The following is a 26,167-nucleotide window of genomic DNA, read 5'->3' on the forward strand; positions in this document are numbered from 1 at the left end:
TTGATGAACTGGAGCAAGACCGATGAAAAAAGTCGTCACGGTTTGCCCGTATTGCGCATCAGGTTGCAAAATCAACCTGGTGGTCGATAACGGCAAAATCGTCCGGGCTGAGGCGGCACAGGGGAAAACCAACCAGGGAACCCTGTGCCTGAAAGGCTATTATGGCTGGGATTTCATTAACGATACCCAAATCCTCACCCCGCGCCTGAAAACCCCTATGATCCGCCGTCAGCGTGGCGGAAAACTGGAATCCGTCTCCTGGGAGGAGGCGCTCGACTACGTCGCGACCCGTCTCAGCGCCATTAAGGCGAAGTACGGTCCGGACGCCATTCAGACCACCGGCTCGTCCCGCGGGACGGGGAACGAAACCAACTATGTGATGCAAAAGTTCGCGCGCGCCGTTATTGGTACCAATAACGTCGACTGCTGCGCTCGCGTCTGACACGGCCCTTCGGTTGCAGGTCTGCACCAGTCGGTCGGTAATGGCGCCATGAGTAATGCCATCACGGAGATTGATAACACCGATCTCGTCTTTATCTTCGGCTACAATCCGGCCGACTCACACCCTATTGTGGCGAATCACGTCATTAACGCCAAACGCAACGGGGCGAAGATTATCGTCTGCGATCCGCGCAAGATTGAAACCGCGCGCATTGCCGATATGCATATTGCCTTGAAAAACGGCTCCAACATCGCGCTGCTCAACGCCATCGGCCACGTCATTATCGAAGAGGATCTCTACGATAAATCCTTCGTCGCCAGCCGTTCTGAGGGCTTCGAGGAGTATCGTAAAATCGTCGAAGGCTATACGCCGGAGTCGGTGGAAGCCATCACCGGCGTCAGCGCGCAGGAGATCCGCGCCTGTGCCCGGATGTATGCCGGCGCGAAATCCGCCGCCATCCTGTGGGGCATGGGCGTGACCCAGTTCTATCAGGGCGTGGAGACCGTGCGCTCGCTGACCAGCCTGGCGATCCTCACCGGCAACCTCGGCAAGCCGAGCGCCGGCGTCAACCCGGTGCGCGGCCAGAACAACGTGCAGGGCGCCTGCGATATGGGGGCGCTGCCGGACACCTATCCGGGCTATCAATACGTGAAATTCCCGGAGAACCGCGAGAAGTTCGCCAGAGCCTGGGGCGTCGGGAGCCTGCCGGCGCATACCGGCTATCGCATCAGCGAGCTGCCGCACCGCGCGGCGCACGGTGAAGTACGGGCAGCGTACATTATGGGCGAAGATCCGCTGCAGACCGACGCCGAACTCTCTGCCGTGCGTAAAGCGTTTGAAGAGCTGGAGCTGGTGATTGTCCAGGATATTTTCATGACCAAAACCGCCGCGGCGGCCGACGTTATCCTGCCGTCCACCTCGTGGGGCGAGCACGAAGGCGTCTATACCGCAGCGGACCGCGGCTTCCAGCGCTTCTTTAAGGCGGTAGAGCCGAAGTGGGACCTGAAAACCGACTGGCAGATCATCAGCGAAATCGCCACCCGGATGGGCTATCCGATGCACTACAACAACACCCAGGAGATCTGGGACGAGTTGCGGCATCTGTGCCCGGACTTTTACGGCGCCACCTACGAGAAAATGGGCGAGCTGGGCTACGTGATGTGGCCGTGCCGCGATGAGTCCGACGCCGACCAGGGGACCTCTTATCTGTTTAAAGAGAAGTTCGACACCCCGAACGGCCTGGCGCAGTTCTTCACCTGCGACTGGGTTGCGCCGATCGATAAGCTCACCGACGAGTATCCGATGGTGCTCTCCACCGTGCGGGAAGTAGGCCACTATTCGTGCCGCTCCATGACCGGCAACTGCGCGGCGCTGGCCGCGCTGGCGGATGAACCGGGCTATGCGCAAATCAATACCGCCGATGCCGCGCGACTGGGTATTGAGGATGAGGCGCTGGTGTGGGTGAACTCACGTAAAGGCCGCATTATCACCCGCGCGCAGGTCAGCGACCGGCCGAATAAAGGGGCGGTCTATATGACCTATCAGTGGTGGATTGGCGCCTGTAATGAGCTGGTAGCGGAGAACTTAAGCCCGATAACCAAAACGCCGGAGTACAAGTACTGTGCCGTGAACGTTGAGCGCATCGCCGACCAGCGCGCCGCCGAGCAGTATGTGATTGATGAGTACACCAGGCTGAAAGCCCGCCTGCGCGAAAGCGCAATGGGTTAAGGCAGACGGCGCCCCCGGCCACATAATGCTGGCCGGGGGCGCATTTTCGCCATCCGGGTTGCGGGATAGCTGGCGCAGCCCACTTTTATCGAACCTGGCAGCCGCCGCCATTTTCTTCTTTTTCACCTCCCTTTATACTGCGCGCTGTGTTCCTGACCGATAATAAAAAATGAAATACCTCTATTTACTTCTGATGCTGTTCTCTCTTGCCGCGGGTGCCACGGATCCCGGCAGCCAGTACAAACACCAGGCGGAAGCCGGCGATCCGCGGGCGCAGTACTATCTTGCCGATACCTACGTCAGTTACGGTGATTATCAGCAGGCCGAATACTGGGCGCAGAAATCGGCCGATAACGGTGACGGGGATGCGCTGGCGCTACTGGCCCAGCTGAAAATCCGCAACCCGCAGCAGGCCGATTACAAACAGGCCAGAGAGCTGGCGGAGAAGGCGGTGCAGGTTGGCAGCAAGGCTGGCGAAATTATCCTGGCCCGCGTGCTGGTCAACCATCAGGCCGGGCCGACGGACTATTCACATGCCATCACCCTGCTACAGGATGCCGCCCAGGATCCGGAAAGCGACTCCGCCGTCGACGCCCAGATGCTGTTAGGTCTGATTTACGCCAGCGGCGTCCAGATGACAGAGGATGACGCCAGGGCAACGGACTATTTTAAACGCAGCTCCTCGCTGTCCCGTACCGGTTATGCCGAATACTGGGCCGGGATGATGTTCCTGCAGGGAGAACAAGGCTTTATCGAACCCAACCAGCAGAAAGCGCTGCACTGGCTCAATGTCAGCTGTCAGGAGGGGTTTGATACCGGCTGCGAAGAGTTCGACAGGATAAGTAAAAGATAAGAAAAAGCCCGGCGGTCGCGCCGGGCTTTGAGACGGTTGATAAACCTGTTGGAACCCGGTGCCCGCGTTTTGCCGGGTGGCGGCTGACGCCTGACCCGGCCTACAACACCCGCAGTCTCAACACTTGCACACGCTCTGTCGGCCCGCGCAAGCGCAGCGCCGCCGGGCAATTTAAGCACGCTTTGTCAACACGCTGAGCCCGACGCGGTCGCGCCGGGCTTTGCATTTTATTGCGCCGTTTTATCAAATTTGCCCAGCACTTCACGCTCATAGGCCAGCGCTTTCTTGCGGTCAAACTTGTGCTCCCACTTGGCAATCACCAGCACCGCCAGCGCATTGCCCACCACGTTCAGCGCGGTACGCGCCATATCGAGGATACGGTCAACGCCGGCAATAAAGGCCAGCCCTTCCAGCGGAATCCCTACGCTCCCCAGCGTCGCCAGCAGCACCACGAAGGAGACGCCCGGCACGCCGGCAATCCCTTTCGAAGTTACCATCAGCGTCAGTACCAGGGTGATTTCCTGCCACAGCGACAGGTCAATACCGTACAGCTGGGCAATAAAGATCGCCGCGATACTCTGATACAGCGTTGAGCCATCGAGGTTAAACGAGTAGCCGGTCGGCACGACAAAGCTGGTAATAGAAGCCGGTGCGCCATAGGCTTCCATCTTCTCAATAATACGCGGTAGTACGCTCTCGGAGCTGGCGGTGGAGTAGGCCAGAATCAGCTCGTCTTTCAGAATACGGATCAGAATCCAGATACTTAATCCGCATACCCGCGCCACGATCCCCAGCACCACCAGCGCGAAGAACAGAATCGCGAAGTAGACCAGGATAACCAGTTTGGCCAGCGGCCACAGCGAGGCGAAGCCAAAGGTGGCAACGGTCACCGAAATCAGCGCAAACACCCCGACCGGCGCATAGCGCATCACCATGTGGGTCACTTTGAACATGGTTTCGGAAATGGAGCGGAAAACGGTCACCAGCGGTTCACGATGGGTCGCCGGCAGCGAAGAGAGTCCCAGACCGAACAGTACCGAGAAGAAGATAATCGGCAGCATATCGCCTTTCGCCATCGACGCGACAATGTTGGTCGGCACCAGTGACAGTATCGTTCCCATCAGGCCATGAGCGTGGCTTTGCACCTCTGCCGTTGTACTTTGATATTTCGAAATATCCACCGCGGCCAGCTGCGACATATCAATGCCGCTACCCGGCTGGAAGACGTTGGCCAGGGTAATCCCCAGCACGATCGCCACGGTGGTGATCACTTCAAAATAGATAATGGTTTTCGCGCCGATTCGGCCCAGCTGCTTCGCGTCGCCAACGCCGGCAATCCCGACAACCAGCGTCGAGATAACAATCGGAACGACGATCATCTTGATCAGGTGGATAAAGATATCGCCCGCTGGCGTCAGGAAATTCGCAATTAACCAATCACGACCGTCGGCATGGTAATGCAGATAGCTGCCCAGCAGAATACCCAGCACCAGGGCCAGCAAAATCTGCCAGGCCAGGCTGACTTTTGTTTTTTTCTTCACTACTGACTTCCTCAATGAGAGGCACCATTCCCGGAAGTCATGATGCCCACTGAAAGGGATATGAATTGTGTTGCGTTGCTCTATGGGGTTTTTTAACGCGCGGTATCAGTATCATCTGCACGGCATGCTACGCAAGCGTTTAAGAACAGGGCTTTTCTCTGGGTTTCTGCATAAATTCGCTAACTTTCCCCACTTCCGTTGCATAAGTATCTGTTATAAAAAAAATTTCATAGCTTCCATTTCTATAAATACATTTCTGAAATTATTTCACTTCAAAGTTTCATTTGATTGATTTTCATTCAGTTGAATCAATGCGTGATCTGTCCCCCAAATAGCAAACAAAGCCGTGAAAGACCCTACTCTTAACGTTTACTTGACATATATTTAACAACCTACAGGAGAAAAAAAGCCATGAGCCAAATACATAAGCACTCTATTCCCGCTAACATTGCGGACAGCTGCCTGATTAACCCGGAACAGTACAAGGCGCAGTATCACCAATCTGTCACCGACCCGGATGCGTTCTGGGGTGAGCAAGGCAAAATCCTTGACTGGATGCGGCCCTATACGCGCGTGAAGAACACCTCATTCGCTCCGGGCAACGTCTCTATTAAATGGTATGAAGACGGCACGCTGAATCTTGCCGCTAACTGCCTCGATCGCCACCTGGCCGAACGCGGCGACCAGACCGCGATTATCTGGGAAGGCGACGACGCCAGCCAGAGCAAACACATCACTTATCGCGAGCTCCATCACGACGTCTGCCGCTTTGCTAACGTCCTGCTCGACCTCGGCATTAAAAAGGGCGATGTCGTCGCTATCTATATGCCAATGGTGCCGGAAGCCGCCGTCGCCATGCTGGCCTGCGCCCGTATCGGCGCGATTCACTCGGTGATCTTCGGCGGTTTTTCTCCCGAAGCGGTTGCCGGACGTATCATTGACTCGAACTCGCGTCTGGTCATTACTTCCGATGAAGGGCTGCGCGCCGGACGCGCAATTCCGTTGAAGAAGAACGTCGACGACGCGTTAAAAAATCCGAACGTGAAAAGCATCGAGCACGTGGTTGTGCTTAAACGCACCGGCGGCAAAATCGACTGGCAGGAAGGACGCGACCTGTGGTGGAGCGACCTGATTGCGCAAGCCAGCGACAAGCACCAGCCGGAAGAGATGAATGCGGAAGACCCGCTGTTCATCCTCTATACCTCCGGTTCAACCGGTAAGCCCAAAGGGGTGCTGCACACCACCGGCGGCTACCTGGTCTATGCCGCCACCACCTTCAAATATGTCTTCGACTACCATCCGGGCGACATCTACTGGTGTACTGCCGACGTAGGCTGGGTGACCGGCCACAGCTATCTGCTGTACGGCCCGCTGGCCTGCGGCGCCACCACGCTGATGTTTGAAGGGGTGCCGAACTGGCCGACGCCGGCGCGGATGTGTCAGGTCGTCGATAAGCACAAGGTCAATATTCTCTACACCGCGCCGACGGCGATCCGTGCGCTGATGGCGGAAGGCGATAAGGCCATCGAAGGCACCGATCGCTCTTCTCTGCGTATTCTGGGCTCGGTCGGCGAGCCGATTAACCCGGAAGCCTGGGAGTGGTACTGGAAGAAGATTGGCAACGAGAAATGTCCGGTGATGGATACCTGGTGGCAAACTGAAACCGGTGGCTTCATGATTACTCCGCTGCCGGGCGCCATTGAGCTGAAAGCGGGTTCCGCCACGCGTCCGTTCTTCGGCGTGCAGCCGGTGCTGGTCGACAATGAAGGCACTCCGCTGGAGGGCGCGACCGAAGGTAACCTGGCCATCGCCGACTCCTGGCCGGGACAGGCGCGAACCCTGTTCGGCGACCACGAGCGCTTTGAACAGACCTACTTCTCCACCTTCAAAAATATGTATTTCAGCGGCGACGGCGCTCGTCGCGATGAAGATGGCTACTTCTGGATCACCGGCCGCGTGGACGACGTTCTGAACGTATCTGGCCATCGTCTGGGGACCGCAGAGATCGAATCGGCGCTGGTATCGCATCCGAAAATCGCCGAAGCGGCCGTGGTCGGTATTCCGCATAACATCAAAGGTCAGGCGATTTACGCTTACGTCACGCTCAATCACGGTGAAGAGCCGACGCCGGAGCTGTATGCGGAGGTGCGCAACTGGGTACGCAAAGAGATTGGCCCGCTGGCCACGCCGGACGTGCTCCACTGGACCGATTCATTACCGAAAACCCGCTCGGGCAAGATCATGCGTCGTATCCTGCGCAAGATTGCCGCGGGCGATACCAGCAACCTCGGCGATACGTCAACGCTGGCGGATCCGGGCGTCGTGGAAAAACTGCTCGAAGAGAAGCAGGCTATTGCGATGCCGTCGTAAACGGACTCATTCCCTACACCCTCTCCCCGTCAGGGGAGAGGACATAAATCATACGCCCTAAGGATTCCACGTAGCAGGACAGCAGGAAGCACCCTCTCTTCCCGACAGCACATTGCCGGGCGGATAAGTGCTGCCGACGGTCAGCGCGCGGATGACAAAAAGGGTACCTCTGGAGACGCTGTAATGAATGAGCAACTTTGTCAGCGGATAGAAGATAGTGCGCATTTCAGGGAGTTAGTTGCAACCCGGCAAAGGTTTGCCGCCATCCTGTCACTGATTATGTTGGTGATCTACGTGGGCTTTATTCTACTCATCGCTTTCGCCCCTGGCTGGCTGGGCACGCCGCTGCATGCCGGCACCAGCGTCACCCGAGGCATCCCGATCGGCATCGGCGTTATCGTTATCTCTTTTGTCCTCACCGGGATTTATGTCTGGCGGGCTAACGGAGACTTTGACCGTCTGACCAAAAGCGTTATCAACGAGGTGCACGCATCATGAAGAAAGTCCTGACGGCGATTGCCGCCACGCTCCCTTTTACCGCGAGTGCCGCTGACGCCATCACCGGCGCGGTACAACGCCAGCCGACGAACTGGCAGGCGATCGTCATGTTCCTGATCTTTGTCGCCCTGACGCTGTATATCACCTACTGGGCGTCAAAACGCGTTCGCTCACGCAGCGATTACTATACCGCGGGCGGAAATATCACCGGTTTTCAGAACGGGCTGGCGATTGCCGGCGACTTTATGTCGGCCGCCTCTTTCCTCGGTATTTCCGCGCTGGTCTACACCTCCGGCTACGACGGGCTGATTTACTCCCTCGGTTTCCTGGTCGGCTGGCCGATAATTCTGTTCCTGATCGCCGAGCGCCTGCGTAACCTCGGGCGCTACACCTTCGCTGACGTCGCCTCCTATCGCCTTAAGCAGGGGCCGATTCGTACCCTCTCCGCCTGCGGTTCGCTGGTGGTGGTGGCGCTGTATTTGATTGCTCAGATGGTCGGCGCAGGCAAGCTGATTCAACTGCTGTTCGGCCTGAACTACCACGTCGCGGTGGTACTGGTCGGCGTGCTGATGGTGCTCTACGTCCTCTTCGGCGGCATGCTCGCCACCACCTGGGTGCAGATTATCAAGGCCGTCCTGCTGCTGTGCGGCGCCAGCTTTATGGCCTTCATGGTCATGAAGCACGTCGGCTTCAGCTTCAACAACCTGTTCAGTGAAGCGATGGCGGTGCATCCGAAAGGGGCGGCGATTATGAGCCCAGGCGGACTGGTGAAAGACCCGATATCGGCGCTGTCGCTCGGTCTCGGTCTGATGTTCGGTACCGCCGGTCTGCCGCACATTCTGATGCGTTTCTTCACCGTGAGCGATGCGAAAGAAGCGCGTAAGAGCGTGTTCTACGCCACCGGGTTTATGGGCTACTTCTATATCCTGACCTTTATCATCGGCTTCGGCGCGATCATGCTGGTGGGCGCAAATCCCGCGTTCAAAGATTCCGCGGGCGTGCTGATCGGCGGCAATAATATGGCGGCGGTACACCTGGCCGATGCGGTAGGCGGCAACCTGTTCCTCGGCTTTATTTCAGCGGTCGCCTTCGCCACTATTCTGGCGGTGGTCGCCGGCTTGACGCTGGCGGGCGCATCGGCGGTTTCTCACGACCTGTATGCTAACGTCTTCCGCAAAGGCGCCAGCGAGCGCGATGAGCTGCGGGTTTCGAAAATCACCGTTCTGGTGCTGGGCGTCGTGGCGATTCTGCTGGGGATTTTGTTTGAAAATCAGAACATCGCCTTCATGGTGGGTCTGGCCTTCTCCATCGCCGCCAGCTGTAACTTCCCGATCATACTGCTGTCGATGTACTGGTCGAAGCTGACCACTCGCGGGGCCATGGTGGGCGGCTGGCTTGGGCTGCTGACCGCCGTGATTCTGATGATCCTTGGCCCGACGATTTGGGTCCAGATCCTCGGCCACGAAAAGGCGATATTCCCGTATGAGTATCCGGCGCTGTTCTCTATCGCTATCGCCTTTATCGGTATCTGGATTTTCTCCGCCACCGACAACTCGGCGGAAGGGATGCGCGAGCGTGAGCAGTTCCGCGCTCAGTTTATCCGTTCGCAAACCGGGATTGGTATCGAACGCGGCCAGGCGCACTAACCTGACCCTCCCCGGCCGCCCGGCCGGGGAACATTAAAACATCAGCAGGCGCACCAGCGGTGCCGCCAGTACCATCACCACGCCAGACAACATCATCACCAGGCTAGCCACCACCCCTTCCTGCGGCCCCAGCTCATATGAACGGGCGGTGCCTGCGCCGTGCGAGGCGGCGCCAAACCCAGCGCCTTTTGCCATCCCTTCACGAATGGCGAGCCGCATAAACAGCGCATCGCCCACCGCCATGCCAAACACGCCGGTGATCACCACAAACAGCGCCACCAGCTCCGGCTGACCGCCGATCGGTTTTGCCGCGGCCAGCGCAAACGGCGTCGTGATCGAACGCACCGCCAGGCTACGCTGAATCTCATCCGGCAGCGTAAACAGTCGCGCCAGCCACACGGAGCTGGTCACCGCGACCACCACTGCCGTCGTCACCCCTGCGGTCAGCGACATCCAGTGCCGTTTAATGACCGCGAGGTTGTCATATACCGGGACGGCAAACGCGATAGTTGCAGGCCCCAACAGCCATAACAACCAATGGGCCTCGCCCATATAGTTCTGATAGGAAATGTGGCCAAACACCAGAATCAGCACCAGCAGTATCGGGGTAAACACCAGCGGCATCAGCGGCAGCCTGTGGAAGCGGCGATACAGGCGCTTATTGGCGAAATAGAGTGCCAGCGTCACAACCAGGCACAGGACGCTCAGTTGAAAATCACTCATGCTTCATCCGGCTGACTTCATAGCGATACACTTTATCCACCACCCATGCCGTAGCCCCCAGCACCATCAGGGTACTCAGCGCAATCACCAGCATGATCCGCCAGCCATCGACCATCAGCAGCTGGGTATAGTTGACCACCGCCACCACTGCCGGAACAAAGAACAGCAGCATTTCCGCCAGCAGCCAGCGCGCGCCCGCCCGCACCCATTTTAGCGGGATAACCCGACAGACAATCAGCGCCAATAGCATCAACATACCGACCAGGTTCGCCGGCAGCGGTAGATGCAGCCAGTTAACCAAATATTCAGCGCAAACGAACAATCCGGCATAAATCAGCACCTGAACCGGGACCTGGAGGCGCTGTACAACGAAGGGGGTCACACGAGCTGGCGCGAAGGCCATGAGCGAAATTCCTGAAAAAGAAGCGAGGTGTGCAGTATAGAGAGCCGCCTGAGCGGACAGAAATGAATTAAAATCATCACAGGTATAGTCTCTGGGAATAATTATGGATATCCGAACGCTGCGCTATTTTGTCGAAGTGGTGCGTCAGCAGAGTTTTACGCGCGCCGCGGAAAAACTTTTCGTCACACAGCCCACGATCAGCAAAATGCTCAAAAATCTGGAAGATGAGCTGAACTGCACCCTGTTGATTCGCGATGGCCGCCGGCTCCTGTTGACCGATACCGGTCGGGTTGTTTTTGAGCGTGGGCAGGCGATTCTGGGGGAATTTCATCAGCTGGAATCGGAGCTGAGCGATATTAATCACCTGCACAAAGGGATCCTGAGACTGGGGATTCCGCCGATGGTCGGGATGCTGATGGCAGAACCGATCGGCCTGTTTCGCCAGCGCTACCCGGGCGTGGAGCTGAAAATTGCTGAGTTCGGCGGACTGACGGTTCAGCAGGCGGTGAGCAACGGCGAACTGGATCTCGCCATGACGGCGCTGCCGGTAGACGAAGACAGCGGCCTGAGCACGCTGCCGCTCTTCAACCATCCGCTGTGCGTGCTGACGCCGAGAACCGAGGCGTGGGAAAACGTTCAGTCACTCTCGCCGGAAGCCCTCGCCGCCCATCCCCTGGTCATTTATAACGAAGATTTCGCGCTGAGCCGGCAGCTGATGGCGCTGTTTACCTGTCATGATGTGAAGCCCCGCATCGCGGTGCGCAGCGGACAGTGGGACTTCCTCGCGGCCATGGTGCAGGCGGGCATCGGCGTGGCCATACTGCCGCAACCGATCTGCGAACGTCTCGACGCGCAGAATTTTTGCTGGATACCGCTGCAGAGTGAGTTGCACTGGGAACTGGGGATGATCTGGCGGGAAGGCGTTTATCTGTCGCACAGCGCGCAGGCGTGGCTGGAATGCAGTAAGGCGTTCTGGCTGGAGTGAGTGCCCGGAGGCGGCGCGTTGCGCCTGGCCGGGCGACAAAAACAGTCATACTGAATTCATCGCCCGGCCAGCGTAGCGCCGCCGGGGAAGCGGTACGCTGCTACTGATCTTCGATTAGCAGCGCTTCCAGCAGGTCAAGGTCGTGGAGCAGCTTCTGCAGCGTTTCATTGCTGATCTGCCGGGTCGCACGAAGATGATACAGCTCTCCGCGTTCTGAACGCAGCGCCGCCAGGCGGAACCGACGCTCAAGCTGCTCTTCGAGGATGGAGGTTTCGACATCGTTGCGTCCGTCGACGCGGCGGCGCAGATTACCAATCACCCGCGAACTGACCTCGGTCAGCAGCTGGTTATCAATATTCTCTTTGGTGTCAGCCGCCAGACGCTCCTCCATTTTCTGAATCGCGACAATCGCCACATCTGCCGTCGCCGCGCGCGCCAGCCGCTCTTCTTTACGCTGCTGAACATGGTCGCTCGACTCAATGTGGCGGAGCAAAATCGGTAGCGCAATCACCCCGACAAACAGCGAGAACAGAATCACCCCGGCGGCCAAAAAGATCAGCTCATAGCGGGCCGGGAAGACGTTACCGTCAGGCAGCAGCAGCGGAATCGACAGCACACCGGCGAGGGTTATCGCCCCGCGTACCCCGGCAACGGAGGAGATCAGCAGTTCACGAGTGGTCCACGAGCCAAATTCCATCGGTTTCCTCTTCAGGAAACGCTGGCTTAATTTGCGCATCGTCCACAGCCAGCCAAAACGCACCAGCATCAGCGCGGCGTAGATCAGGATAATGTCGGTAAACAGCATCCAGGTTTCAACATTAGGATCCGCTTCCGCCGCCACCAGCGACGTTGACAGAATGTCCGGCAGCTGCAGACCCAACAGCAGGAAGACCATGCCGTTAAAGACAAATTCCAGCATCGCCCAGGTACTGTTCGCACGCAGACGCATGGCCAGCGGCGCGGTGCGCATCACGCCGGAACGGGTGATGGTCATCCCCGCCGCCACCGCCGCCAGGATCCCGGATACACCGATATGTTCCGCGATCAGGTAGGAGGCAAACGGCAGCAGGAACAGCAGAACAATCTGCGTCGCCGGCTCGTCGCCGCCCCAGCGGCTGAGGAAGCGCATCGAACGACCATACAGCCAGCTCACGACAAACCCGGCGAGGATACCGCCGATGGCGACCTTGAGGAACTCGACCGTGGCACCGCCGACGGTAAAGACCATCGTGCCCATCGCCACGGCGACGGCAAACTTCAGCGAGACCAGGCCGGAGGCATCGTTCATCAACGCCTCGCCCTGCAAAATTCCCATAATTTTTTTCGGAATGCGCCCTTCGCCCACGATACCTGACAGCGCCACGGCATCGGTCGGTGACAGCACCGCCGCCAGGGCAAAGGCGGGAATCAGCGGAATACCCGGCACGATCCAGTAAATGAGGAAGCCAATACCTACCACCGTCACCAGCACCAGCGCCAGCGCCAGCCCGAGGATTTCTCGTCCGTGCTCAATAAATTCACGGGTCGGCGTCTTCCAGCCGTCGGCAAAAAGCAGCGGCGGGATAAACAGGACCAGGAACAGCTCGGGGTCGAATTCAACATGCAAACCAAACGTCGGCCACGCCAACAGCGCGCCAATGGCGATTTGCATCAGTGGTAGTGGAACCTGAAAGGGCAGTACGCGTGTAACCACCCCGGAGAGAGAGACCACGAGGGTCATAATGAGTATGGTGAAGAATATTTCCATGTGTTCCCTGTTTGCTGGGTTTTCTTATTTTATACCCTCAATAATTCGAGTTGCAGGCAGGCGGCGACGCAGGGAATCCCCAGGAACTTACTGAAGTAAGTGGCTGGGGTGAGCGAGGACAGCCAACGCTCATGCAACTTGAAGTATGACGGGTATACACCGGAGGCGTCATGTCTCTGGATAATACGCTACTCAGATTAACGCAAAAGGAAACAGGATGTGGCTTAAAAATAAAGCGGGCGGCCTGAGCCGCCCGCTATTCGCAAGAAAAGCTTAAATAGCCCACCCACCGGCGTAGAAGATCACCAGCGCGGCCGCGATGATAACGGTTCCCAGATTCAGCTTGCGCCACTCGCCGGACACCAGACGGCCAATGACCAGGGCGGCAAAGCCAATCATGATGCCGGTTACGATGTTACAGGTCAGCACAATAAAGACCGCGGTGATAAGCCCGGCCATCGCATCGACGAAATCATTAAAATCGATTTTCGCCACGTTGCTCAGCATCAGCAGACCGACGTACATCAGCGCTGGCGCCGTGGCATACGCAGGTACCAGATAAGAGAGCGGGGAGAGGAACAGAATCAGCAGGAACAGCACGCCAACGGTCACCGCGGTGAGGCCGGTTTTGCCGCCCGCCGCAGTACCTGCCGCGGATTCGATATACACCGCCGCCGGCGCCGCCCCGACCACGCCGGAGAAGACGCTGCTCAGGGAGTCGGTGGTCAAGGCTTTACCGCCGTTGATAATCTGCCCGTCTTTATCCAGCAGGTTTGCCTGCCCCGCCACGGCGCGAATAGTGCCGGTGGCATCAAATACCGCCGTCATCACCAGCGCCAGAACGCTTGGCAGAACTACCGGGTTCAGCGCGCCGATGATATCGAGGCTGCCAATCAGCGAGTTGCCTTTGTCGTCGCTCAGCGACGGCATCGCGAAAATACCGGAGAAATGAACGCTCGGGTCAAAAATCAGCCCGACGATCGAAATGCCGATAATGGTCAGCAGAATACCGCCCGGCACTTTCATTTTTTCGAGACCAATAATCACCGCCAGCCCCACCAGCGACATAATCACCGGGAAGCTGTTGAAGTGACCCAGCGCCACCGGCAAACCGTCCAGCGGGTTTTTAATCACCAGGCCCACGCCGTTGGCGGCGATCAGCAGCAGAAACAGGCCGATACCTATCCCGGTGCCGTGCGCAACGCCCTGCGGTAAATTGCGCAGGATCCAGCTACGAATACCGGTGGCGGAGATAATGGTAAACAGCACGCCCATCAGGAACACGGCGCCCAGCGCAACCGGAATACTGATGTGCTGCCCCAGCACCAGGCTGAAGGCGGTGAACGCGGTCAGCGAAATAGCACAGCCGATGGCCAGCGGCAGGTTTGCCCACAGCCCCATCACCAGAGAGCCTACGCCGGCGACCAGACAAGTGGAGACGAACACGGCTGCCGGAGGAAACCCGGCTTTACCCAACATGCCCGGGACAACAATGACCGAGTACACCATCGCCAGGAAGGTGGTTAAACCGGCAACAATCTCCTGACGAACGGAGCTGCCACGAGCTGAAATTTTAAACCAGGCGTCTAATGAACCGCCGGTACGCGCTGAAGGCGTAGACATAGAAAACTTCCCCTGAAAATTTTAATCGTTCGTCCGTATGCGTGGTGGACCATCCACTGCCAGCTAAACGCGATCTCCTTGTGCGACCTCGCAGCGCCAGGGGGGCTGCAAAAAAGCAAACGTTTAACTCCGCGCATACAATAACGGTGGTCAGAATGTATTTGCTCCCCCCAGAACAGGGATAAATAGCGAGCAAAATACAAAGGCAAACGATTATCCAGCCTTTAGACGGGCCTTTTCAACTGAAGTTTGTGTTAATTCGCTAAATTTTGCTTATGGCGTTCATGAAATAACCAGCCGATGCGCAAACGTTGTCGTCTATGCGCAATCCGGTAACATTTTTGTATTGCGCTGATAGCAATTCACCGCGGTCATCACAAAAATCACTACCTCATTCCGGCAGGGTGAACGGGCCGCCGCGTTCAATCGCTTTCTGCCAGGCCGGACGTTGCTCTATACGCTGCACCCACTGTCCGATCCGCGGCAGATCCTTGATGCCGCCGCGCGCCAGCAGCGCCATGACCGGAAAGCTCATCTGGATATCGGCCATGCTGAGCTGCGCGCCGGCAAACCACGGCTGACGGGAGAGATGATCCTCAATATAGCGAGCGTGCGTGGCGATTTGCCGGTCCAGCCAGGCCTTCTGTACCCCTTTGCCCAGGGCATTGCCCAGCGTGCGCATTCCGAGCGGAATGGGCGGTTTACCGAGGCTGGCAAACACCAGTTTCATCAACATCAGCGGCATCAGTGAACCCTCGGCATAGTGCAGCCAGAAACGGTATTGCAGCTTATCCGCCATCGCCTGCGGTCTGAACCGTTGGTCGCTATCGTAGGTTTCCTGCAGGTACTCCAGGATGGCGCCCGATTCCGCCAGCACGTTGCCGTTATCTTCCACCACCGGGGATTTTCCGAGCGGGTGGATCTGCTTTAACGCTGGCGGCGCCAGCATATTTTTTTCCCGCTGGTAGCTGACAATGCGATAAGGCAACTGGAGTTCTTCAAGCGCCCACAGCACGCGCTGGGATCGCGATTGATTGAGATGATGTACCGTCAGCATGGAGGTCCTCCCGTAATTCGTTCAAATTAACTATAGGAACTGACGGCGATTGGCGGAAAAATTTCGCCGAAATAAACGGGTGAAAAAGCCGGGCTGTGCCACAATTAAGTTGTCGGCGCAATCCGGAACCTCCATCAACATCTTGCGCAATACCGAGGTGAGCCGACGTCGGGGGAAACCCTCCTGCGAACGACCAGGATAGTATTAAAGACAAAGACCGGAAAACAACTAAAGCGCCCTGTTGTGGCGCTTTAGTTTTATACGTCATCCTCCAGCAGCCGCGCGCCGGTCCCCTCTTCACCCAGCTTATCTCCCGGGTTGCGCAGCGGGCAGTCGCGTCGCGACAGACAGCCGCAGCCGATACAGCCATCCAGCTGGTCGCGCAGCGCGGTCAGGGTATGAATACGCCGATCAAGCTCCTCCCGCCACTGCGATGAGAGCTGTTTCCACTCCTTCGCGCTGAGGTTATGCCCTTCCGGCAACACGCCGAAGGCATCACCAATGGTCGACAGCGGAATGCCGATTCGTTGGGCAATCTTGATGATTGCCACCGCGCGCAGCACATCGCGGCGATAGCGCCGCTGATTACCGGCATTACGCTGGCTGTGAATTAACCCTTTGCTTTCATAGAAATGCAGGGCGGAGACGGCAACGCCGGTACGCTTTGCCACCTCACCGGGGGTCAACAGCATTTTAATACGGGGGGATTTCTTTTCCATAAAAGCGCTTTACCTCAAGTTAACTTGAGGAATTATACTCGCCCGCAGACAAAACGACGAATCGAGAATTGAGAGAGGCCGCTTTATGTCCCATCAGGATATTATCCAAACGCTTATTGAATGGATTGATGAACATATCGATCAACCACTTAACATTGATGTAGTCGCCAGAAAATCCGGGTATTCAAAATGGTACCTCCAGCGGATGTTCCGCGCCGTGATGCATCAAACGCTGGGCGATTACATCCGCCAGCGCCGGCTGTTGCTGGCCGCAGAGGCGCTTCGGACAACCCAGCGACCGATCTTTGATATTGCGATGGATCTGGGCTATGTGTCGCAGCAGACGTTCTCACGGGTATTCCGTCGGGAGTTCGATCGTACCCCCAGCGATTATCGTCATCAAATTTCCGCCTGAGCGTTCACATGCAAGGGCTGAGCAGCCCGGGAGCGTTGGCCAGCCACTGCCTGAACTCCTGTGGCGGCATCGCTTTCGCAAAGTGCCAGCCCTGACAATACCGGACCCCGCGTTTTCGCAGCCAGTTAACCTGGTCCGCCGTTTCGACGCCTTCGGCAACGGTCTTTAAATGCAGGCTGCGGGCCATTTCAATAATATGCTCGGCGATCGTGTAGCTGGTGCTATTGGTAGTGAGCGTATCGATAAACGATTTATCGATCTTCAGGATATCCACGTTAAGCGAGTGGAGATTATACAGATTGGAATAGCCGGTGCCGAAGTCATCAATAGCAATTTCATACCCGGCTTCGCGGAATGCCTGGATGACCGGCATCGTTTTCTGCACGTCAATAAATCCGCGCTCGGTGACTTCAATTTTAATTTGATCGATATTCACCGCATAGCTCCGCGCCTTTTCACCGATTTGGGCAATGAGCCGCGAAGAGTGGAAATCGGTGGCCGACAGGTTAATCGCAATATACAGATGCGGATGCCCGGCCAAAAACTCCCCGAGTTCGGAAAATAACTCATCCACCACGTAATCGGTAACCTGCGCAATCATCCCTTCATTTTCCGCCAGAGGGATAAACTCCGCCGGCGTCATCACCGGCCCGTCAAATCCCGGCCAGCGCAGCAGCGCTTCGGCTCCGACGCAGCGGTTATTTTCAATATCGATTATCGGCTGATAATGCAGGCACAGCTGACGCCGATTGAGCGCGCGTTGCAGCATATTTCGCGGCGAATGGTATTGCTGCCGGGTGCGCCACCACACCAGTAAGATCAAAATGCTGCAAATCCCCCCCAGCGGCAGGGTGAGCGTCACCTGATCATAAAAGCTCTGGTAATAACTGGCGTATGAGGTAGACATAATCACGGCGATCGGGCGGATGGCGGAATGAGCCACGGTGTACACCCGGTTACCGTGCCGAAAAAAGGCATCTTCCTGACGAATCAGACCATGCAGTACCGCGGGGTCGGCATTTTTACTGGTGGAAAAAAACTGATTCGTTTTTGTATCGTACAAACCGTAGGATAAATCTTTATCACTCGATATTAACGAACTGTAGGAGAGCGGATTAATAACCGCAATGTAGTGCCCTCGCTGCATATAGTTCATCGCAAAACCGGGATAGAAAGGCGTATCGCGATAGTAGTAGATAGCGATATCCGGCTTTTTTGTATAATTCGCCGGCGGAATACGCCATGCGGTATCGGGGCGGACAGCAGTCGAGCAAAACAAACGCGTACCGTCGGCATAAATTAAATCATCGACATAAAGCAGGCTGCGAACAACCGACAACATATATTGCTGATGTGCGAAAGAGCATATTGTCCCCTTAAACTGCAAGGCTTTTTCACGCGCGCGATCGGCTTCATAAACAACCATTTCCGTTTTCTGTAGCGCCAGTTGTGAAAATGCATGAAGCCGGTCGGAGGTTTCGGCTTTGGCTCTGATTTGCGCAAACCACAGCGCCAGCACGACGGGGAGCAGAACCACCAGCGTCACTCCCAATATTCTCAACACGTTGTGCAATGTGCGACGATTCATTTCCGTTTTTTATCCATACGATATGCCTTATCACGGTAAAAGATCACACTCGTTGTTATACAACAGAGACTATTTTCAGCAACCAGTCGTTTGATGTAAAAACCCCACCCTCAATAATGATGAATAATACTAATTTCGCAGAGAATCGAGAAACACTCTCGGCATTATAAAAACAGTGTCGTTCGCTGATTCGGTTTATCCGTCCGATCGGCAAGAATATGTAATAAAAGCCGTAGATAACGAGCACAAAAAAGAAACCGGACGCCGCGAAAATCAGGTTGCCTGTTTGAGGTCGCGGTAAAATGCCCCCACCCTCATTATCCACAATAAAAACACGGCTTTAAAAACCACCAAAAACGCGCATTTTGGGCTGGTGAATAAAACAGCAAATGTGATATAGTTCACACAACTTGATGAAACAAGAACAATGTTTCATTATTCTCCTGATTGCCCGTAGATAGCCAGAGCGCCACGTCATCGTCAGTCTCGCCAGGTTGTCAAAGGCAGCCGATTTTCTTTGAGGATGAGGTTGATGGCTTCCATAACTACCAGTGTCATACTTTTGCGCTGGCCGCTGGTGAGCGCGGTTCTGATGTTTTTGGCCAGCTCGATGAACATTCAGCTACGCAAAAGTGACTATGCCGGTTTAGCCGTTATTTGTAGCTGCATCGGCCTGGTGGCGGCCTGCTGGTTCGCCACCGGCTTGTTGGGGATCACGCTGCTGGATATCGCGAAAATCTGGGGCAATATCAAAGACGTCATGATCGAAGTCATGAGTCAGACGCCCCCCCAATGGCCGATGGTCATGACCTGATAATAAAAAAGCTTCCTGCGGGAGGCTTTTTTATTTATCGGCAAAGCCTACTCGCAATCCTTTGATATTTTAATAAATTTATCATTATAGATAATGTATTTATTCCCAGGCTGGCGCAGCGCCGCCTGGCGAACCACATCTCCTGGCCGTAAGTACCAGGCCTCACCCTCTTCTTCCGTTGCATCGCATCCCGGCTTGATCAGCAGTTTAAACCAAGTATTGCCGCTGTTGCTGACGCTTCCCGCCTGCCGATCGAAGGCCCATTTGAACTGCACCTGCCGCGGGCGTACCACCATAATAGTTTCCATCACCACCACCGGATCAATACCTACCGATCCACCGGCCGCAGTACGGCCAATGCGGTTTCGGGTGGGAATTTCGCGAAACGAAACCCGGTAATAACGTTCACGATTATCCTGCGGGCCATGATAATAAAATTTAAAATATTCCCCTTGCCCGGCCTGCAAAGTGAGCTGACGCGGGGCAAAGAGCAGTTCGCCATCTGCCGGACGAGAGCGAACCTCATTACCTCCCGGCCGGTCTATCCCGACGACGGAAATCTGATAGAGCCGCGCGCTCGGGTTGTTATTCAGTACCCGTTTGGCGACAAAGCTCTCCTCTGCGCCCAGCGAAAAGGTTAAATTACCGACGGAAATCGCCAGGCCCGCCGTTGGTAGGCCCAGGAGCAGCAACCACGCGACGGTCTGGAGCAGGTTAATTAATATTGCGCCATGTCGCCTGAACATGAATCTCTCCTGAAGCACTCACTTCACCAAACCAGCCATCGTCATCTACCGTTCTCAACGAAATACTGTCGTTCATCGGGATGGAAAATTTCACCGTCGTCTTGTTCATCACGCCAATATCGCCGGAAGCATCTGTCCACGGCGTCGTCAGCCACAGCGCATCCGTCATATCGCGCCAGCTGTCATCACAGCCGGCATCATAATTTTTGGTCGTTCCGGTCTGGGTGGTAAACGTCAGCAGCCCGGGGAAAGGCACCTTTGTCACCCCGTCCGCAGAACTGAACAGGCAATATGAACGCCCGGCGATCGACTGCGACGGGCCGGTCACTTTGATCAGGACTTCATCGGCGGCGGTTTTTCCGCTGGTGGTGACGATATAACCAAAATCCAGTGACGGCTGCCCCGCCCCGACATACCCTTCGCGCGACGGCGAACTGCTGTACTCATCGGAAATAATGCTGATGCTGAAATCACGCGGTTTGATAATCAGCGAGTTGGAGGTAGAAAACTCATACCAGCCGGACTCCGGCGAAGTGGTGTTCTGGAAGCGGAAATTAAACAGATCCTTGGTATTAATATCACTGATACCCAGCGCCACCATCTGCTTAAAGAAGTTGCTGGAAAAGAAGATGTAGACCGAATCCGAGGCTTTCATCTCGTTAAACGTATAGTAGTAGGCATTGCTGCTGACCGGTTTCCAGCTGTTACCATCGAGGCTGAACTGCATATCATAGATATTCACCGCCGAGGTCAGCGACGTGTTGTTAATCGCCGGGAAAATATGAATCGAAGTGTTGCTCAGCCCATTATGCTGCAACGCATAGTTGACCATCTTGCAGCTCAGACCGCTACGGGTACCAATCGTCTGCGCGCGACAGTTCGAGCTGCCCTCGCCCAGCGTCGGGATCCCATCGCTATTGATAAAGACTTCGGTCAGAGAATGGGTGTTAATTAGCTTTAAGTTTGCCGCTTTAGTATGGGTCACTTTACGCACGTACCAGGCGCCGGAGGCCTGATCTTTGCAGCGCGCTCCGCTGCTTGCATCGTAGGAGACGGAAGTCTGGCAGGCGTTGATCGTCATCGACATGCTGCCGCCTACCGGCATCTGCTGCAGATACTGGTAGAAAGCGTCCGACATCATGCCGTGCATCCATTTTTGTCCACCGGAGGTCACCGTCACACCGTAAAAGCCGTTCGCATCGGTGACCTGAGGCAAAATCAGACTGGTCGCCATATCGCAACCGGCGTACCAGTTGATGCAGCGCAGCCCGCTCAGGGGATTCGACACCGGCGAGTTTTCCAGCCACATGTCAAACTTCCAGTTGGCATTCAGCCCGGTGTTATAGCCGTTATCGATATAGCCCAGACTCTGCTGGTAGATAGTGCCGCTACCGGTATATTTCAGCCCGGTCCAACGACTGGCGCCGGTCATGCGCGGATCCAGCACGCCGCCCGGCGTGGCGAAAAAGTTATCATCGGAGTTGTTTTCCACAAAAACAAACTGCACCGCTGCCGCGTCTGCCCAGGTTGTTTTCGTTACCGCCGCCTCTGCCCGCACCGCGCACAGCGCGACGATAAACAGGCTTACCAACGGGAACCACTTAGCTTTCATGACCTTCTCCTGCCTGCTGCGCGCTGGCGTAAGTTTTCAGACCCGTGCAGACGACATCGCCGACCCACACCGCCCCGCGCGCCTGACTTATCTCAAGCCCGACTTCACAGCTTTGGTTATTGCCGTAGGTGAAATCGATGGTGGGGTATTTTTTATCCACGTCCATAACGAATCCTCCGGTGTTATCGGTACGGGTCCGGCCAATATGGTTATTGATGTGTGCATTGGCCAGCAGCGTTCCATCTTCGGCGCGGATGCGCCCGGAAACGGTCACCATCTGTTTCACTTCCGGCTCGATCACCGCCACGTTGCCCGGGTAGAGCGTCAGACTGCTCTTGCGGTTGCTGACAATGTCGTAGCTGTCGATTGAGTTCTTACTGTTTTGCAGCTCGACTTCGTAACGGCTGTACGGCGAAAGCGGCAGATAATTGCGTTTGCCGGTCAGCTGGATGACCCGTCCGTTGACCCTGGCGCTCAGCTTGCCGTCATCATCGAGATCGGTGTTAAAAATCACGCCGGCGTTGCCATCGGTGCGTCCGCTGGCGGCAATATTTCGCCCCTGCCAGCCGACGCTACCGCTGGCGGTCAGGTTGGTATTCACATAGCCGTCAGCGCCGCTGTTAATATTGAGGGTGCCATTGGCATAGCGGGTATCGAACTGGGCATAGCCGCCGCCGCTCAGCGTTTTGTCATCGCCGGTATCACCGGAGATCGCCCGCGAAATATTGGCTCCAAGGGTACGTACCACGCCCTCATCAAACTGTTTACGGGCGGAAAGGTTTGCCATCGTATAGCCGTTCTGGTGGGTCATACCGGCGCTGAACCAGTTCCCCAGGGGGAGTGAGAAGTCGAGCGCGATATATTTCCCGGTACTGCTACTGCTACCGCCGCCGCCATTATTGAAGCGCTGAATACCGGCACGCAGGCCCAGCGAACCGAAGGCCCCGCTAAAGAGAGTCTGATAATAATCCGCCGTGTAGTAATGGCTGTTGTAGCGACGGTCATCGTTGTAGCTAATGCTAAAGGTCCCCAGCTTTGACCACAGCGGGTTCAGGTTAAGGGTTCCGCCAATCGCCCGGTTGTCGGCATCGCTGCGCCGCAACCTGTCGCCAATAATGGTTTTTTCCTGGTTAACCCAGACGGTGCTAAAACCGCCGGGCAACGCGGCGCTGATGCTGCCAATGCTGCTCCAGGAGCTATCGCTGGCCAGCATATTTTGCAGGTTAACGTTGACAGACTCCGTCAGTGGTACGGTCAGACGCGTCTCAGCGACGGCATTGCTATCATAACCGTAGCCGGTTGCCGCCCAGCTGAGCGTGCCCACGGAGCCGGATGTCGACGCCCCTGCCAGCCAGCTCTCTTTTGCCGGTTTGCTCTTCTTGCCGCTCTCTGACCAGCGATCCATATGGAAGCTGCCGCCCCACACCTGCCAGGCCAGCGGTGCGCCCGCTCCGCGCCCGCGACTGAAGAGTTTATTCACCCGCTGAGTACGCTTGCTGACCACCCGGCCATTGACGATCACCTCAACGTCCACATCATAAATGCCGTATGGCAGGCCCCGGGTGTCCACTTCGTGGTTACCCATCACGAAGTTCTGTACGCTCAGCAGACGCCCGTCGCGCGACAAATGCACTTCACCCGCGGCAGGCAAGAAAGCCACGATCGGCGTGACCGATTGTGAATTATCAAACACCGTTGAGCTGGCCTGGTTTCCCCAGGATGCGCCGTAGATTTTCCCGGCAGAAATGGCGGTCATCGGTCCAAGCGACTGTAAATTCCACGTATCCAGCATCCCGCCGGCAAAGCGATGCCCGGCGAAATCACGCTCATACATGGCCTTATAAATTTCGCTATCCTGATTGCTGGTTCCGGTGCCGTAGAGCGACCCGTCCAACACAATATGGTGCTCGCGCAGGGAGCTGACGCTGTTTAACGACAGATAGCTGGACGTACTGTTGCCCGCGTTACGCATCTGGTTGTTATAGACGCCGAGGTTATAGTTCAGACTGCTGCTGATGCTGTTAACGCTGGACTGGCCGATATCTTCACTGCGCGAGCGCAGGACGGTTCCCAGCGCTTCTCGTTTCACGACCAGTTGCAGCAGCAGTTGCCGCAGGCTGAGCTGCAGCTGCGCATCGCGGGTGAGCGCGATGTGTAAATCGCTGTTGAAGGGTTCATTCGCCAGTTCAGTCAGCGTTTTTCGGGTTTGTTCGCTCACGCTGGCGTTGTCACCGCGCTCTTCCAGCTGAATATGACGGACGCGAAGCGTGCCGGCATCCAGCCAGATAAACGCACTGCCAAGCCGCTGGTCGTCCTGCGTCCCCGCACTGCCTTCCAGGTGAAGAAACAGTGGAATACTCATTCCATCCTGTAGCGCCTGGCTGAATGCCTGGGGAATCACCACGCCGCCAATTTGCTGCACCTGCTGCGGAGCAGCATTCACACTAAGCGGAAGAGTAAAAATGGCCATACCACAGGCAATGAGCGTTTTCAGCTCAGGTGAAATCCGTCGTAAAGGCATAACCTGATTCCGTCAGCACAATTGTTATTTTACGGGAACAAACTGCTCGCCTTGCCAGAGTGCGACCCGCCCTTTTTTATCGGCAACATTCACGCGGGTGAAACGGCGCTCTTTGCCGGGCATGAGGTAATAGTTTTCTTTGCATTCTTTGCCATCTGCGGGCTTCAGGCAGGGGCCGTAAGCCAGGATACGTAGCGTGGCATTGCCGGTATTCACCAGCGTTCCGTTGGCATACTGATAGCGGTAATCCGCCTTGCGTGGGGCAACGACCAGGATGGTGCCGATACGGGCCGATGCGGTAGCAACCGCACTGCGCCTGGCACTATCGCGCTGCGCATCGCTCAACGCCTGATCGAACCAGACGATGCGGTAGTAGCGCTCTTTACTATCCGCCGGGCCTTTGTAGAAAAAGCGAATGACATCACGACTCTTCGCGGGCAGTAGCAGGCTGGCGGGTGTCAGCAGCACTTCATCCTGAGTGTCCATCGGAATCACGCTGCCGCCTTCAAGCGGTGAGGAAAGACGTTCAACATGGATATTGATTAAACGTCCACTCTCGGTGGTATTTTTAATCTCTTTACTGAGCACGCTGGCGTCGCTGTTCATAAATGAAGAAATATCGCCAACATCCAGTGCCAGGGCCGGCATGATGGCGCAAAAATACAGGCTGATAGCCAGAATGCGGTTTTTCATATGAATTCGGTCCGTGGAAGAAAGCAGGGGGAATCCCCCCTGCTCGTGCTACAGAGAAATCAGCTGGTCCAGGTCGCGTCGAACTGGACGCTGACGTCACCGCTCCAGATCCCTTCCGGCAGCGTGCTGTAATCGTTGACTGCATTCGTACCATCGGCGGTGCCGCTGATGATTGAGAAGTTGAAACCATCCTGTGCGGTAGCGCGGCCAGCCTGGTTGTAACCGTTAGACAGCGCGCTAAGGTTGCCGCCCAGAACGCCATTCGCCGTATCGATCATGACGGTATCAGCCGCTTTTTCGACGGCAACGCCGTTATAATCCACACCGACATTCAGCGTCGAACCGGAGGTATCCAGCTGAGTCAGGGTGTTGGTAATCAGACGGGAGGTCAGTTTAAATGCTGTCGCAGTCGCATCCCCTTCAATCGCAACATCGAACAGACCTTTCTGGGTGTTAAAGCCTTTAATTCCTTCTGCATACTGGAAAGCCAGGCTACCCAGAGGTGTCACAACCAGTTTGCTGGTGGTGTCTTTTTTTGCCGTTGCCGACCAGGTTGCGACGGCCTGAGCCGTAACGTCTGCTGCCTGAACAGCGCCCACACAGAAAGTCGTCACAAGAGCTGCTGCTAACATTTTCAATTTCATATTCATCACCTGAGAAAAATAAAAGGCTTTATATCGCCCGTGCTGTTCCATAGTTATTTATGGAGCCATTACCCTTAAGAACAGGATGTTCTTAAATGCAAAAATTGAATACAATCGATAAAACTTAATAGATTTCCGTGAAAATAAAACGCAATAACACTGCAGTAATACAACATTAAATAAGAATCATGTCGGTCCCTGATGCCGGCAAGATAAAACGCATTAAGGCAAGCATGGTAATGTTGTTGTTATTCAACAAGCCGACCTTATTGCTGGTATTACTTTTATGTAAACTCACTGTCTTGATACTCAGACCAAGTGTTTTAGAAATGTCATTAATTAAGTTACCAATAATCAGCAATGACATAATCTTCTCTTCACGAACCGTGAGGTTTCTTTTTCTGACTTTAAACTTCTTCAGCTTAAGGATGCTTTCAACCGTTTTAACGCTCGCATCAGCAGACAGAAAGCAGATATTGTTGATGTCAGAAACATCAGTGACAAATTTGGCATCTGGAGCCACAATCACTTTCGCCGGACTGTTCATCAAATAATACTGATACGAGCAAAGCATTTTATCTATCTGTGCAAAATGGATAATGACGTAATCATCGGCGCTCAGTGCCTGGCACTGCTGGTGCGCATACTCATTGTCAATGTTATCGACCCAGGTGATGTTGCACTCATCGTCAGCCATGCTGACCAGACCCTGCATATAGAAATAATTATCTGTTACGATCAATACAGCCATGATAACAGAACCTCCATTCCATTGAGCCTGTTGACCCCATCCGTCGGC

22 protein-coding genes are annotated in these 26,167 nt (G+C 55.7%); 8 read left to right on the top strand and 14 right to left on the bottom strand.

Going from position 1 to position 26,167, the window contains the following annotated elements:
* Nucleotides 1-22: 22 nt before the first annotated feature.
* Entirely contained in the window at nucleotides 23-2,170 is a 2,148-nt protein-coding gene (gene fdhF, locus AC236I_RS23365) for a formate dehydrogenase subunit alpha (RefSeq protein WP_080636366.1), read from the top strand.
* Nucleotides 2,171-2,339: 169 nt separating this feature from the next.
* Complete coding sequence (locus tag AC236I_RS23370; RefSeq protein WP_004856540.1) at nucleotides 2,340-3,023, top strand: tetratricopeptide repeat protein; 684 nt, start codon at nucleotides 2,340-2,342, stop codon at nucleotides 3,021-3,023.
* Between the two features lie 227 nt (nucleotides 3,024-3,250).
* Here AC236I_RS23370 and gltP read toward each other — a convergent pair whose 3' ends face one another.
* Complete coding sequence (gene gltP / locus AC236I_RS23375) at nucleotides 3,251-4,564, bottom strand: glutamate/aspartate:proton symporter GltP (protein ID WP_004856537.1); 1,314 nt, start codon at nucleotides 4,562-4,564, stop codon at nucleotides 3,251-3,253.
* Nucleotides 4,565-4,975: 411 nt separating this feature from the next.
* Between gltP and acs the strand changes: the two genes are divergently transcribed.
* The 3 genes from acs (at nucleotide 4,976) to actP (ending at nucleotide 9,078) form a co-directional block, all read left to right on the top strand.
* Nucleotides 4,976-6,934, top strand: a complete 1,959-nt coding sequence (acs, locus tag AC236I_RS23380; protein ID WP_213894879.1) for an acetate--CoA ligase — start codon at nucleotides 4,976-4,978, stop codon at nucleotides 6,932-6,934.
* Between the two features lie 183 nt (nucleotides 6,935-7,117).
* The gene (locus AC236I_RS23385) at nucleotides 7,118-7,432 is read left to right on the top strand and encodes a DUF485 domain-containing protein (RefSeq protein WP_004856533.1); all 315 of its coding nucleotides are present in this window, start codon (nucleotides 7,118-7,120) and stop codon (nucleotides 7,430-7,432) included.
* Nucleotides 7,429-9,078: a cation/acetate symporter ActP gene (actP, locus tag AC236I_RS23390; RefSeq protein WP_004856532.1), complete on the top strand. Its 1,650-nt coding sequence runs from the start codon at nucleotides 7,429-7,431 to the stop codon at nucleotides 9,076-9,078. The genes AC236I_RS23385 and actP overlap by 4 nt, the downstream gene beginning before the upstream one ends.
* Before the next feature lie 33 nt (nucleotides 9,079-9,111).
* Here the strand turns inward: actP and AC236I_RS23395 are convergent, their stop codons facing one another.
* Nucleotides 9,112-9,801 (bottom strand): LrgB family protein, encoded by a 690-nt coding sequence (locus tag AC236I_RS23395; protein WP_004856530.1) that lies wholly within the window; start codon nucleotides 9,799-9,801, stop codon nucleotides 9,112-9,114.
* Nucleotides 9,794-10,204: a CidA/LrgA family protein gene (locus tag AC236I_RS23400; RefSeq protein ID WP_004856528.1), complete on the bottom strand. Its 411-nt coding sequence runs from the start codon at nucleotides 10,202-10,204 to the stop codon at nucleotides 9,794-9,796. Before AC236I_RS23400 ends, AC236I_RS23395 begins: the two co-directional genes overlap by 8 nt.
* 103 nt (nucleotides 10,205-10,307) lie before the next feature.
* Between AC236I_RS23400 and AC236I_RS23405 the strand changes: the two genes are divergently transcribed.
* Complete coding sequence (locus AC236I_RS23405) at nucleotides 10,308-11,189, top strand: LysR family transcriptional regulator (protein WP_004856526.1); 882 nt, start codon at nucleotides 10,308-10,310, stop codon at nucleotides 11,187-11,189.
* 100 nt (nucleotides 11,190-11,289) lie between these two features.
* On the opposite strand, the gene AC236I_RS23410 is transcribed toward AC236I_RS23405, so the two are convergent.
* The 4 genes from AC236I_RS23410 to soxR form a co-directional block, all read right to left on the bottom strand.
* Nucleotides 11,290-12,936, bottom strand: a complete 1,647-nt coding sequence (locus AC236I_RS23410) for a Na+/H+ antiporter (protein WP_004856523.1) — start codon at nucleotides 12,934-12,936, stop codon at nucleotides 11,290-11,292.
* Between the two features lie 273 nt (nucleotides 12,937-13,209).
* Nucleotides 13,210-14,559 (bottom strand): NCS2 family permease, encoded by a 1,350-nt coding sequence (locus tag AC236I_RS23415; protein ID WP_004856522.1) that lies wholly within the window; start codon nucleotides 14,557-14,559, stop codon nucleotides 13,210-13,212.
* Nucleotides 14,560-14,950: 391 nt separating this feature from the next.
* Nucleotides 14,951-15,616, bottom strand: coding sequence for a glutathione S-transferase family protein (locus AC236I_RS23420; RefSeq protein WP_128319175.1), 666 nt, complete (start codon nucleotides 15,614-15,616; stop codon nucleotides 14,951-14,953).
* 257 nt (nucleotides 15,617-15,873) lie between these two features.
* On the bottom strand, nucleotides 15,874-16,335 hold the full coding sequence (soxR, locus tag AC236I_RS23425) for a redox-sensitive transcriptional activator SoxR (RefSeq protein WP_004856518.1): 462 nt from the start codon (nucleotides 16,333-16,335) through the stop codon (nucleotides 15,874-15,876).
* A gap of 85 nt (nucleotides 16,336-16,420) precedes the next feature.
* Here soxR and soxS point away from each other — a divergent pair, with 85 nt between their 5' ends.
* Nucleotides 16,421-16,750, top strand: a complete 330-nt coding sequence (gene soxS / locus AC236I_RS23430) for a superoxide response transcriptional regulator SoxS (protein ID WP_004856516.1) — start codon at nucleotides 16,421-16,423, stop codon at nucleotides 16,748-16,750.
* 4 nt (nucleotides 16,751-16,754) lie between these two features.
* Here soxS and AC236I_RS23435 read toward each other — a convergent pair whose 3' ends face one another.
* A complete protein-coding gene (locus AC236I_RS23435; protein ID WP_044023572.1) occupies nucleotides 16,755-18,338 on the bottom strand; it encodes an EAL domain-containing protein in 1,584 nt (527 codons plus the stop codon).
* 532 nt (nucleotides 18,339-18,870) lie between these two features.
* Here AC236I_RS23435 and AC236I_RS23440 point away from each other — a divergent pair.
* Nucleotides 18,871-19,152 (top strand): YjcB family protein, encoded by a 282-nt coding sequence (locus AC236I_RS23440; RefSeq protein ID WP_004856511.1) that lies wholly within the window; start codon nucleotides 18,871-18,873, stop codon nucleotides 19,150-19,152.
* A gap of 47 nt (nucleotides 19,153-19,199) precedes the next feature.
* Here AC236I_RS23440 and AC236I_RS23445 read toward each other — a convergent pair whose 3' ends face one another.
* From AC236I_RS23445 to AC236I_RS23470, 6 genes are all read right to left on the bottom strand, one after another.
* Entirely contained in the window at nucleotides 19,200-19,898 is a 699-nt protein-coding gene (locus AC236I_RS23445) for a fimbrial biogenesis chaperone (protein ID WP_004856509.1), read from the bottom strand.
* Entirely contained in the window at nucleotides 19,867-21,510 is a 1,644-nt protein-coding gene (gene ecpD / locus AC236I_RS23450) for a fimbrial adhesin EcpD (protein ID WP_097358195.1), read from the bottom strand. Before ecpD ends, AC236I_RS23445 begins: the two co-directional genes overlap by 32 nt.
* Nucleotides 21,500-24,031 carry a fimbrial biogenesis outer membrane usher protein gene (locus AC236I_RS23455; RefSeq protein WP_004856505.1) on the bottom strand — a complete coding sequence of 844 codons (2,532 nt, stop codon included), beginning with the start codon at nucleotides 24,029-24,031 and terminating at the stop codon, nucleotides 21,500-21,502. The genes ecpD and AC236I_RS23455 overlap by 11 nt, the downstream gene beginning before the upstream one ends.
* A 24-nt stretch (nucleotides 24,032-24,055) precedes the next feature.
* Nucleotides 24,056-24,724, bottom strand: coding sequence for an EcpB family pilus assembly chaperone (locus tag AC236I_RS23460; protein WP_004856504.1), 669 nt, complete (start codon nucleotides 24,722-24,724; stop codon nucleotides 24,056-24,058).
* Between the two features lie 59 nt (nucleotides 24,725-24,783).
* Entirely contained in the window at nucleotides 24,784-25,368 is a 585-nt protein-coding gene (gene ecpA / locus AC236I_RS23465; protein WP_004856503.1) for a common pilus major fimbrillin subunit EcpA, read from the bottom strand.
* Between the two features lie 175 nt (nucleotides 25,369-25,543).
* Entirely contained in the window at nucleotides 25,544-26,119 is a 576-nt protein-coding gene (locus AC236I_RS23470) for a LuxR C-terminal-related transcriptional regulator (RefSeq protein ID WP_004856502.1), read from the bottom strand.
* Between the last annotated feature and the right edge of the window lie 48 nt (nucleotides 26,120-26,167).

The sequence above is a fragment of the Klebsiella sp. Sb-30 genome, assembly GCF_057652795.1.